10 protein-coding genes are annotated in these 9,591 nt (G+C 61.3%); 7 read left to right on the top strand and 3 right to left on the bottom strand.

Annotated features, from left to right (window positions below):
* Together BUB76_RS16060 and BUB76_RS16055 are read right to left on the bottom strand one after the other, a co-directional pair.
* Positions 1-274, bottom strand: a 274-nt coding sequence (locus tag BUB76_RS16060) for a transposase (RefSeq protein ID WP_073130055.1), incomplete at its 3' end; no start/stop codon positions are given.
* A 51-nt stretch (positions 275-325) separates the two neighbouring features.
* Positions 326-1,597: an ATP-dependent nuclease gene (locus BUB76_RS16055; protein WP_214607546.1), complete on the bottom strand. Its 1,272-nt coding sequence runs from the start codon at positions 1,595-1,597 to the stop codon at positions 326-328.
* Positions 1,598-2,362: 765 nt separating this feature from the next.
* Between BUB76_RS16055 and BUB76_RS16050 the strand changes: the two genes are divergently transcribed.
* The gene (locus BUB76_RS16050; protein ID WP_073130052.1) at positions 2,363-2,905 is read left to right on the top strand and encodes an RNA 2'-phosphotransferase; all 543 of its coding nucleotides are present in this window, start codon (positions 2,363-2,365) and stop codon (positions 2,903-2,905) included.
* Positions 2,906-2,925: 20 nt separating this feature from the next.
* Here BUB76_RS16050 and BUB76_RS16045 read toward each other — a convergent pair whose 3' ends face one another.
* Complete coding sequence (locus BUB76_RS16045; RefSeq protein ID WP_073130048.1) at positions 2,926-3,141, bottom strand: hypothetical protein; 216 nt, start codon at positions 3,139-3,141, stop codon at positions 2,926-2,928.
* Positions 3,142-3,434: 293 nt separating this feature from the next.
* Between BUB76_RS16045 and BUB76_RS16040 the strand changes: the two genes are divergently transcribed.
* From BUB76_RS16040 to BUB76_RS16010, 6 genes are all read left to right on the top strand, one after another.
* Positions 3,435-3,827, top strand: a complete 393-nt coding sequence (locus tag BUB76_RS16040; RefSeq protein ID WP_073130045.1) for a hypothetical protein — start codon at positions 3,435-3,437, stop codon at positions 3,825-3,827.
* A 394-nt stretch (positions 3,828-4,221) separates the two neighbouring features.
* Entirely contained in the window at positions 4,222-4,644 is a 423-nt protein-coding gene (locus tag BUB76_RS16030; protein ID WP_073130038.1) for a hypothetical protein, read from the top strand.
* 84 nt (positions 4,645-4,728) lie between these two features.
* Positions 4,729-7,086: a TnsB C-terminal domain-containing protein gene (locus tag BUB76_RS16025; protein WP_175550328.1), complete on the top strand. Its 2,358-nt coding sequence runs from the start codon at positions 4,729-4,731 to the stop codon at positions 7,084-7,086.
* Complete coding sequence (locus BUB76_RS16020) at positions 7,083-7,475, top strand: hypothetical protein (RefSeq protein ID WP_073130032.1); 393 nt, start codon at positions 7,083-7,085, stop codon at positions 7,473-7,475. Before BUB76_RS16025 ends, BUB76_RS16020 begins: the two co-directional genes overlap by 4 nt.
* Positions 7,472-8,038 carry a cytochrome c oxidase assembly protein gene (locus tag BUB76_RS16015; RefSeq protein WP_073130028.1) on the top strand — a complete coding sequence of 189 codons (567 nt, stop codon included), beginning with the start codon at positions 7,472-7,474 and terminating at the stop codon, positions 8,036-8,038. Before BUB76_RS16020 ends, BUB76_RS16015 begins: the two co-directional genes overlap by 4 nt.
* Positions 8,035-9,312, top strand: coding sequence for a c-type cytochrome (locus tag BUB76_RS16010; protein ID WP_073130025.1), 1,278 nt, complete (start codon positions 8,035-8,037; stop codon positions 9,310-9,312). Before BUB76_RS16015 ends, BUB76_RS16010 begins: the two co-directional genes overlap by 4 nt.
* Positions 9,313-9,591: the final 279 nt, after the last annotated feature.

Genomic DNA, 9,591 nt, shown 5'->3' with positions numbered 1-9,591 from the left:
AGTTTCCCCGGGCGGCCTCGCTCAGGATCATCTTGTCGAGGGTCAGGTCGGAGACAGCACGCCGGAGCCGCTGGTTCTCTGTCTCGAGCTCCTTGAGTCGCTTCAGCTGATCGCGGCTCATGCCGCCATACTGCCTGCGCCACCGGTAGTAGCTCTGCTGCGTGATGCCGACCTGGCGCACCGCATCACCGACCGACAGCCCTTGGCCTTGCAGCACCTCAACCTGCCGCAGCTTCAGAACGATGTCTTCGGGCTTCTCTCGCTTCCCAGCCATTCTCTGGTCCTCTCCATGACGGGATCATTCTATCCCAGTGGGCGGACCACTTCAGAGGGGGCATTTCAACATCTCGGCCGCACCCTCAACCAACATCACCTTGCGCGCGTAAAGCAGCGCACTTTTAGTCGCGTCGAGATAGCGTTCGAGATCAGCGATCTCTGGCGATGTGAGGGCCGCATTGAGCGCAAGGTTGCCAGCGGCAATGGTCGCATCCTCACGCTTGGTAAGTGATACGACACCGCTCAACGGAACCTGAGAGGTAACCTGGGTGCTATGGCTGGTTAGGATAACTTGAACGCCAATTGAGCGTAGCGCGGCGATCAGTGAAAATTGCAATTGAGGATGGAGGTGCGCTTCAGGCTCCTCCATTAGGATCAGCTGGCCAGCGGAGCGATTGAGCGAGATTCGCCGTTGAAGATACTCCATAAGGATCGCAATGTAGAGAACGTTGTTCATCCCAAGCCCATTGCGTCCAGGTTCGAACGACGTGAGTGAAACGTTTGAAAGAAGAATTTTTAAGTTGCGAATGATCGCGCGGAAGCTCGCTGCGGATAAGCCAAGTGTAGCGTCCATCTCGAAAGCAGGACCGGAGACCTCCTTGAACCGGGCATCAATGGCTCCTGCTATCTCAGCGATAGTCTCCGATCCCGAAATTGCTTTATTGGCCTCATCGAGGATAGAAACAAGCGCCTCCTGTTCGATTTCATCGATTTGAAATGCTTCGATAAGACGGACAAGAGGTGACTGGCGAGGGTTGCGTAAATCTTGCTCCACATCGCGAAGTGCGGGCAGATGAATAAGAAGATAGGATTGCAGGTCGCCAAAGCGCACCGTTTCGCCTATTCCTTCATCATTCCAAGCAATATCTGCGAGGTCAATCGCTGGGTCGCCGCCGCCATGAATTTCCCACTGGTAGTCCTCTAAGGTCAACATTCCATATGCCAAGTCACCACTTTCCAGCAATTCTCGAACTGCTGGGCGCGGCCGGAAGCGGTAGAAAACGCGCGCGCGATCCCTGGCTGTCTTCCAGGTGCTGACGAGTGCTTCTTCGTTTACTCTTCCTTCAAATCCAGTCAATTCGATGCCAATTAGAACTTGGGTTGGCTCGGCGATATCGATAGCGGAGTGGATGTCCTCACGTATCAGTGACCGAAAGCTCGACGGCAGCATGCTGTCGAGGCAGATCTGAATTGCACGCAGGATCGCAGTTTTGCCAGTGTTATTCTCGCCGAGTATGCAGCAAAGATCGTCCGTGATATGGACGTCAAGGGATGCAAAAGTGCGAAAGTTTTGAATTACAATCCGGTCTACGCGCATCATTCTACCTTAATGTTGAGCGATAAAATAACGCCGCAGTTACCACAGAATCGCGAGCGCACTTAAAGGAAAGGCTTTCACAAGAACTCTAAGGCTGTGTAGTATCTTCGGAGTTTCGATCTGCTACACCAGAACTTAGCTTGGGACAGTGGAGAACTCGGGTCGGGCAAGCTGTATGGTTCACTTCAGGCAAACCAACGCCACCGTCGAGATTTTCCACCTCGCCTGCACTCAGTTCCACGATTGCGCGTCACGGCGTCGCTGCCGCACATTCCCAAGCGATGGCCTTCGCGCGCCAAGCTTCTACATTTTTGGGATTGACTCGACCCGCGTTTGCCCAGTCGTCCTCTACAAATCGAATGCGTTCTTTTAGCGAGCCGGCTCTCTGATCATGCTCCTTCTAGAACGTTGAGTAGGTAAGGTAAGCCAAGTAGAGTGATCCTTCCTGCGCGCTGAAACCTTTCGGATAGACCAGATCAAGCGCTTCGAGCGCGGCCATGGGTCCGACCTCTTCGATCGTGAGATCAAAAGTTGGAAGGAGCGATGCGACCTGACCATTCCACTTCTTTCTCCGGTTAAAAAACATACTTCTCCCCCGACTAAGCGCTCAATCGTATCGGCTATATCCATTGTTCCCTGTGTAACCCGGAGCTGAATGAGGCTCAAGTATGTGGTTAATAGCTTTGGCGGTTTGGGGATCAGTGTTGTTTTTCCGTCGTGTCGAAAATGGCCAAGCTTGCTGACAACGGAAATTAAGGGGGTCGTTATATGTCGCGTAAGAGCAAGTTCCTGAGCCTCATCCTGAGGCACAAGCCGGAAGAGGTTGGGCTTACCCTCGATCCAGCGGGCTGGGTGCCAATTGACCGGCTACTGCGCGCCATGAAAGCGCACGGCCGTCCTATGTCCCGCGAGGAGTTGATTGACCTCATCGAAGGCAGCGAGAAAAAGCGGTTCTCGATCTCGGCTGATGGCAAGCTCATCAGGGCCGCTCAGGGTCATTCGATCGATATCGACCTTGGGCTGACGCCACGCGAACCACCTATAAACCTCTACCATGGGACGGCTCGCCATAACCTCGACGGCATCTTCGCGGCTGGACTTCAGCCGATGCGCCGCCGACAGGTCCACCTGAGCGTGGCGCCGGCGGACGCAGAGGCTGTCGGTCGGCGTCACGGGAAGCCGGTGGTTCTTCGACTGGCAGCGCTATCCATGCACGAGGAAGGACACGTCTTTTCCCGGGCGGACAATGGGGTCTGGCTTGTCGATGCTGTCCCACCCCAGTTCATTGGATTTTGGACCGAAGGAACTTGAGAAGCCCGGAGCAGTAGGAGTTACGCCGTGGCGGCTTCGGACCGCCGATAATACCTCAGGCGTTCGTCATCTCCCAATTCGACCAGATGCCGCTCAATGAGAATTTGCAAAGCATTCACGCGGAAAGCAGATGTAGGCGGCTCTCTCAGCACCAAGATTGGCTCGCCGTCATACGTGACGTCAACGCGACCGTCCGAGCGCTCAGTATAGCTGACTAACTGGTCGTTGATGCTCATGCCAAATTTCCTCGCTTCTGCTGTCACCGAACGTGCGACTTGCGCACCAATAGATGATCTCTCGTTCATCTTCATCGTGGCGGCCGTTCGGGGCAAGTGAAACGCTTTCGTGGGGCGCCGGGTCCCATGGCATTTCCGAAACGGTGATGTTGGCCAGAAAAACTCAGAATTTCGCTTCGTCCCTGCGAAACCAGCCAATCTTGTTTTCGAAGCAACAAAGGAAGCCCCTCGGGAGGAATGGGGTCACTTGAAGCTGCCGCACTGGTGCAGCGCAAACAAGAAGAACGAAGCTGATGTTCGATTATCTGCCGACGGACGCCCGAGACGAAACCCTTCAAGCGGCGCGCCGCCTCTTCTTCGAGCATGGTCATGAACTGGTCGGTGCGGCCTCGGGCTTCGCTGACGACGTCGTCGTCATGACCGAGCTCGACGTTGATCCAATCGAGCTTCACAACGCTGCGTTCCTGGACAGCCTCAAAGAGACGGACCCGGAGGCAGATGCCGCCGTGAGGCGCGCCACGCGAGGATCGCTGGGCGCGCGCGCGATCTCGGACATCGTGAGGGATGTGGGTCTTCCTGGCCGAGGGTTCCGTGCAGTTGGCCGCCTTCTCCGTAGAGGCGAGCTTGCTCTTGCAAAGCGCGAAAGGATCACGCCGGAGTCCCTCGTCTGTCGAGCGACAGGGTAGGCTTGCGACAGGGTGCTCTGCCTCGCAGCTCGCGCACCTTCCACACGCTGACGAGGTAGGCCTTCCCGAGCCGCCCGGCAGCCAGCGATCAGGAAAATTCAGTTTTGCGGGAATCCCGGAGGAGACGGCCTCCACCTTGACGCCGTAATACGCGCCCTGCCGACGCAACAGCTCGGCAGAACGTCAAAGCCAAGGAAAAAACTATGGCGAAAAATAAGGTTAAGCCCAGCGCCACCATGCGGGATTGGGTTATTCTCGGCATGCCGCTTCACGTCGATGTGTCGGGCTGCCGCGACTCCTCCGTGGAGGCGATGCTAAGTCGCCTCCTGAGACCAGAACAATCGGATGGTAACGCCTCGGCCTTCACGACCGCCCGGAACGAGGAGGGTATCTGATGTTGGATATCCAGTGCAGTCCGCCAGTTCCCAAGTATGCATTCGATCAGCACGATGAAATCGTGGTGTCGGGCATTTCCTATCGCCCCCATGCGCGGCGTGATTGGGGATACGTCTTCACCCGAACCGACTCCACCGGCGTCGCCGAAAGCTTCGACAACGGGAAATTGGCCCATCTCGTTCGGAAGGGTCTGCTGCGCCACAACAAGGGCGCATTTTTGCCAGCTGAGGTGCGTCGGAACCAGCTTCAGAGCACGACGATAATGTCCGCGGTCCGGGGCCGTGTTGCGGAGGCTATGGAGTTTCGCTGTGCCTTCGTCGAGGCGTTCCTCGAGCTGGAAGCTGAAGGGGCTGTCAAGCGAACGGATCGCTCTGTCGTCCGGGCAGGGCTCCGGATTCAGCACAGGGCAGCCGAAATTTGAGGTCTTGCCGAAGGTCGCTCAGGGCAGACCGGAAAGGATCTGCTCCTGCCCAAGATGCCGCATGTGAGCACTCTCCTTCGATGGGTGCGGGTCTATGAGGCGGAAGGTCTGGTTGGTCTTTGCGACGCGAAGAGTCGATCAGGTAACCGGACCAGGCGGATCGGTCTCGAGGAACTGGCGATCATCGGGCCGATCGTCGAAGGATATGCGCATCCTTTACGTCCGAGTCAGAAGATAATCTACGAACGTGTCGAGAGCGCTTTCGAGGATGCAAATAAGGCGCGCGAATCCCAAGGCCTCACACCGCTTGTCATGCCGTCGCGGGAGACAATTCGGCAGGAAATTCGCAAACTCGATCCTTTTCATACGGTCTTGGCCCGAATGGGTCAGGAGGCAGCGCGTAAGAAATTCGCGCCGGTCGGAATCGGTTTGCAGGTAAAGCGCCCATTGGAAAGGGTTGAGATCGACGAATGGACCATCGATCTGATTTCCTTATTCGCTAAGAGCGGCATTCTCGAACACCTGACCAAGGAGGAAAAAGAGCTACTCGGACTGAACAAGAAGAAGATCCGCTGGATACTTACCGTGGCGATCTGTGCCGCGACGAGATGCATCGTTGCCATGCGATTGTCGCGCTCGGCCTCCAAGAATAGTGCGGTCCAGACCCTCGAAATGATCACACAGGACAAAGGAATCTGGGCGGATACCTTCGGGGCGATTTCTCCCTGGAACATGGGGGGGCCCCCTGAGCTCATCGTGACCGATAACGGCAGCAGCTTCATCTCGGTGGCGATGAGGACAGCAATGCAGGACCTCGGAATCCGAGCCGAGCGCTGTCCAACCGGATTTCCGCAGATGCGCGCACGGATCGAGCGACTGTTCGGCACGATGTCGAGCTCGCTGATGCCGCTCCTGAGCGGGAGAACCTTTTCCGACGTCATCACCAAGGGTGACGCTGATCCGGAGGACGGTGCTGCGCTCACGCCGGAGGAGTTGTCCGAGGCCTTGGTTCGGTGGGTGGTCGACGTCTACCATAATCGCCCGCACGAAGGCTTGGATGGAGAGACGCCAGCGAACTGCTGGAACCGTCTGGTCGAAACCTATGGCGTTCAGCCGGCGCCGGACATGCGTCGCCGCAGGCTCGTTTTCGGCACACGCACAACGCGGACCGTCACGGCGAAGGGTATTCGGGTCTTTGGTGTGCGGTATCACAGTGAACCTCTGGCTCGCTGGTTTGTCCACGCCCCCGAGCGAGAAGTTGAAGTGCGGTGGCATCGCGACGATATCGGCGCGATCGAAGTCAACTTCGATGGGGAATGGCACGAAGTGCCATCCGTCTTCGAGGAGGTGCGAGGCGTGCATGCCGAAGTATGGCACGGCGCTGTCCGGGCTCTTCGAGCCTCCTTCCGCGACGAGGCAGAGAGCTCGCGTCCGGTGGGCGCATCCCGGCGCAACCCGTGGAACGCCGGCACGCTCGAGTGGTCGCACAATGTCCCGGAAGAGCAATGGGGCGTGCGGTCGATCCCGTTCATCACCTCGCGCTACCCGCTGTGGGACCAGCCGCAGATCGTCGAGCGGATGGATGCGGGCCGCTTCTACCTGAGCGACACGAAATACGGGTATCGCGAAACGATCGTGACATCGGTGCTCGATGCCCGGCCCCAGCATGTCCAGCGGATCACCGGGCCCGCCTGGATCACGATGATGGCGGCCGCGTTCACCGGCGGGGCGTTCATCTTTCCCACCTTCTCGATGTACGTGCCCGCCATCATCTCGGGGGCCTTCGCCATCGTCTGCGTGCTCTACTGGCTGTGGACCACAACCGCGCAGGTTCCGGAAGAGCCGACCAGCGATGTGGGGCTCGGCCTGCGCCTGCCGCGCTATGCGTCGGGGCCCAACGCGCCGGGATGGTGGGCGGTCTGGATCACCATGCTGGGCGATGCGACGGCGTTCACCAGCCTCGTCTTCGGCTTCTTCTTCTACTGGACGGCCAGCCCGGACTTCCCGCCCACGGGCGCGGACCACGCCGGCGGCGCGGCGTTGGTGGCTGCAGCCGTGCTTCTGAGCCTGTCGTGGCTGGCGACGCGCAGCGCGAAGGCCACCAACCGGCACGGCAACGTGCGGCAGGCACGGATCCTCCTCGCGGTGGGGATGGCCTGCACCGCCGCGGGGGGCGCGGGGCTCTATCTGGCCGTGGCCGACCTCGCGCCCACCAGCCACGCTTACCCCGCGATCGTCTGTGCGCTCGCGGTCTGGCTGGGCGCGCATCTCGGCCTCGGGCTGATCGCCCAGGGCTATTCTCTCGCGCGCAGCCTCGCGGGGCACACGACGCCGATCTATGACGCCGACCTGACGAACACGACGCTGCTGTGGCACTTCATCGTGGTGCAGGCCCTCATCACCTCGGCCGTCATCGGCCTGCTGCCGGGGTGGATGACATGACCGAGCCCAACGAATTCGGCGTCGGCGTCGGTATCCTGCTGAAGATCACCATCGCGCCGTGGATCTGGGCGTTCCACTTCGTCATCTCGTACGGGGCGGCAACGGTTTGGTGCGCGAAGATCGCGCCGGATGCCGATCCCCGCGCGCTGCAACTCGCGCTGATCGCCCTCACGGTCCTTGCGCTGGTCGGGATCGGGCTCAGCGGCTGGCTGGGCTGGCGCAACTGGACCAAGGGCGGCTACGGCGAGGACGGCGCGGTCCCGGGCATCGACGACGTGGAAAGCCGCGACCGCTTCCTGGGGCATGTCTCGGTGCTTCTCGCGGTCGTCTCGGCCATCGGCGTGGTCTACGTCGTCCTGCCGGTGCTGCTGGCCGGGTCGTGCCGATGAATGTCGCGGCGGTCCTCTCCTGCGCGCTGCTGCTGGCGATTTGGGGCCTGCCATGGTCCGACTGGCTGGGCCATTTCCCGGCGCACATGATCCGGCACATGGGGCTTGTCGCGGTCGTGGCCCCGCTGATCGTTTTGGGGTTTCCACGGCTGGCGGACCCGCTGGCCCTGTCTCCGCTCGCGGGGGCCGTGCTGGAATTTCTCGTGGTGTGGGGCTTCCACCTTCCCGTCCTGCACGAGGCCGCCATGGCGAGCTCTGTTGTCTTCATCATCGAACAGGCGCTGTTCCTGATCGTCGGGCTCGTCGTCTGGGCGGGGTGCCTGCGGACCGGCGGGCTGGCCGGGGCGGGCGGGCTGCTTCTGACCTCCATGCACATGACGTTGCTGGGCGCGCTGCTGACGCTGTCGCCGCGCGTGATCTATGCGTTGGACCACGCCGGCGCGCTGCAGGAACAACAGCTTGGCGGGATGCTGATGCTGGCCATCGGCACACCGATCTACCTGATCGCGGGGCTGTGGCTGGTCGCCCGATCCCTTGAAGACACGAAGGACGAGATGGCATGAAACGCGTCCTCCAGACCCTCGCGACCCTGGCCGTCCTGGCCGCCATTGCCGGAGCCGCGATCGTCTTTGGCGGCCTGTTCAACGTCTCGGCGCGCGCGGGGCACTGGGCGATCACGCCGTGGCTGTTGCACACCACGTTCCGCAACTCGGTCGAACTGCGCGCGCCGGCGCAAAGCGAGGTGCCCGACCTGTCGCGGGACGGCATGGTCGCCCTTGGCGCCGGGCATTTCGACGAGGGTTGCCGGACCTGCCACGCGGCACCGGGACACCGGCAATCGGCGGTCGCCGCCGCCATGGTGCCGCGGCCGCCCCATGTGTCCGAGATAGACCCGTCGTGGAAGCCGAACGAGCTGCACTGGATCGTCGACGAGGGCGTGAAGATGTCGGGCATGCCGCACTGGCCCGCCCCGCGCACGGACGATGTCTGGCCGGTCGTGGCGTTTCTCGTCGAGGTTCGCGACATGACCGGCGCGGAATACGACGATCTCACCGCGCGCCCCGAGGTCCCCGACGATGCGCCCGATGGCCTTGCCTATTGCGCGATGTGCCACGGGCTCGACGGGCGGAGCGGCAATCAATGGATCCCCCGGCTGGACATCCAGCCCCGGGCCTACCTTGAACGGACGTTGCTGGCCTATGCCGATGGCGCGCGCAGCAGCGGCATCATGCACGTGGCGGCGTCCCGGTTTCCCGAGGCCGACCTCGTGGAGCTGGCCGCATGGTTCGCCGATCGCGACCCCTTGGCCGACCCGGCGACGCGAAACCTCGACGCGGCGCTGGTCGAGGAGGGCGCCGACCTGGCGTCGCGGGGCACGCGGGACGTTCCCGCCTGCACGTCGTGTCACGGGCCGAAAGCAGGTCCACGCGCCGAAGACTTCCCCCGGCTCGCCGGCCAGAGCCAGCTCTACCTCGCCCAGCAACTGCGCCTGTGGCGCGACGGGGACCGCGGTGGCGCAGGGCGGGCGAACCTGATGGCAAAGTCGGCGCAGGATCTGTCCGACGCCGATATCGCGGCGCTCGCGGCCTACTTCGCCTCGCTATCCGCGACGCGAACGGCAGTTGCGGAACGACTGCCCGTCGCCCGCCGACCCGCCGAACAGGGGCAGGGCGCCCATCCCGGGCGCGATCGCCGAAAGCAGAGGACGACTGACCGCGCGTCATCGGGCCCGGACGCAGGCCCGACTCGTGGCGGTGGCAGGCCGCATGCCAATGGTTCGGCGCGCCCCGGAATACGGATTTTCGAAACAGTGAGGAGCCTACGCCGCCGTTCTTGACGCCTGGTGGGCGGACCCGGCGCGTCGCGACAAAGGTCGCACGCCGCCCGGCCGGATGGGGGCATGCCGCGCGCCCTTGCACACGGCGCTAAGGGATAAACAAATCAAATCAGTCTCTTGCCGATTGATATTGGGGTATTTGTCCCGTCGCGCCCGAGTGCTTTCCCCTGCAAAGGCCGGGATCATGTGCACATACAAACCGGTCGAAACGATAGACAGGCGATGTTGTTCCCGGTAATCACGAAGCCTGGGCACAATTTATGCGTGCTTTGGATTTGA

Origin of the sequence: Palleronia salina (assembly GCF_900141995.1) — a bacterium.
GTDB lineage: Bacteria > Pseudomonadota > Alphaproteobacteria > Rhodobacterales > Rhodobacteraceae > Palleronia > Palleronia salina.
Note: the sequence above shows the minus strand (reverse complement) of the source record. Positions and strands in the feature narration are given on the sequence as shown.

What these genes read in the sequence shown, in the direction of transcription:
- BUB76_RS16055 (WP_214607546.1), bottom strand. Translation starts at nt 1,597, where the DNA reads ATGATGCGCGTAGACCGGATTGTAATTCAAAACTTTCGCACTTTTGCA.
- BUB76_RS16050 (WP_073130052.1), top strand. Translation starts at nt 2,363, where the DNA reads ATGTCGCGTAAGAGCAAGTTCCTGAGCCTCATCCTGAGGCACAAGCCG.
- BUB76_RS16045 (WP_073130048.1), bottom strand. Translation starts at nt 3,141, where the DNA reads ATGAGCATCAACGACCAGTTAGTCAGCTATACTGAGCGCTCGGACGGT.
- BUB76_RS16040 (WP_073130045.1), top strand. Translation starts at nt 3,435, where the DNA reads ATGTTCGATTATCTGCCGACGGACGCCCGAGACGAAACCCTTCAAGCG.
- BUB76_RS16030 (WP_073130038.1), top strand. Translation starts at nt 4,222, where the DNA reads ATGTTGGATATCCAGTGCAGTCCGCCAGTTCCCAAGTATGCATTCGAT.
- BUB76_RS16020 (WP_073130032.1), top strand. Translation starts at nt 7,083, where the DNA reads ATGACCGAGCCCAACGAATTCGGCGTCGGCGTCGGTATCCTGCTGAAG.
- BUB76_RS16015 (WP_073130028.1), top strand. Translation starts at nt 7,472, where the DNA reads ATGAATGTCGCGGCGGTCCTCTCCTGCGCGCTGCTGCTGGCGATTTGG.
- BUB76_RS16010 (WP_073130025.1), top strand. Translation starts at nt 8,035, where the DNA reads ATGAAACGCGTCCTCCAGACCCTCGCGACCCTGGCCGTCCTGGCCGCC.